Annotated in this window: 1 protein-coding gene; it reads right to left on the bottom strand. The window is 43.6% G+C overall.

Going from position 1 to position 899, the window contains the following annotated elements:
- The coding region (locus tag A3739_RS14745; RefSeq protein WP_231877087.1) for a 1-acyl-sn-glycerol-3-phosphate acyltransferase at positions 1–885 on the bottom strand (885 nt) is incomplete at its 3' end.
- Positions 886–899 lie beyond the last annotated feature (14 nt).

The raw sequence follows: 899 nt of genomic DNA, 5'->3' as shown, positions 1-899 counted from the left end.
ATTCTCAATGCTCTTAATATCATCTTTCCAAGATGACTGATTTTGATCTAGGTAGTTCTCTAAAATAATTGGCTCGCCAAAATTCAGAGCAACTTTACCGAATGATTTTCGTAAGTTCTTGAGAGATTTAAATAGACCGAATACAGATTCTTTTTGCTTTTCCTTGCCACGAAGTTCGCCCATATACGTACTGCCTTCGAGTACTTTCTCGTAGCCAAAATAAACGGGAATGAAAGCAATGGGTTTTTGCTGGTCTTTCAAGTAGCTAGCAACCGTCATAGCGACCATGCCAGCTTTAGGCTGCAGCGTTCGTCCAGTTCGGCTTCGACCACCTTCTACGAAATACTCTATTGAGTAGCCGCGTTTGAACATAATATGTATGTACTCGGCAAATACTGCTGCATAGAGCTTATTGCCTTTAAAGCTTCTGCGCATAAAGAACGCGCCGCCGCGACGAAGGATGCTGCCAACAACAGGAAGGTTTAGATTGATACCCGCAGCAATGTGGGGAACCATAATACCTTCTCGGAACAACAAAGAAGAAAGAAGTAGGTAGTCAATGTGGCTTCGATGGCAGGGTACATAGACAACGGCATGGTCTTTAGTGACCTCTTCTACTGCTTCGACATTTGAGGCGTAAATACCGTTATAGATTTTGTTCCATAAGCGATTAAGAACTCGTTCTAGAAAGTGGATAGTAGAAATCTGCAAGCTCGCGGCAATTTCATCACCATATTTTAAAGCTTGTTGTTTGAGTTCTTGTTTTGGTTTGCCTGATGCTTCGGACTCTTTTGCTATCGCATCGCGAACGGTCGGAGTGTCCACGATTGTTTGAACGAGCGTTTGGCGGTGACTAAGGTTAGGCCCAATAACCGTTTGACGCACGCGTCTGAAATGCA

Source organism: Oleiphilus sp. HI0067, assembly GCF_001635735.1.
The sequence above is the reverse complement of the archived record's forward strand: the minus strand, read 5'-3'. Positions and strand labels throughout refer to the sequence as shown.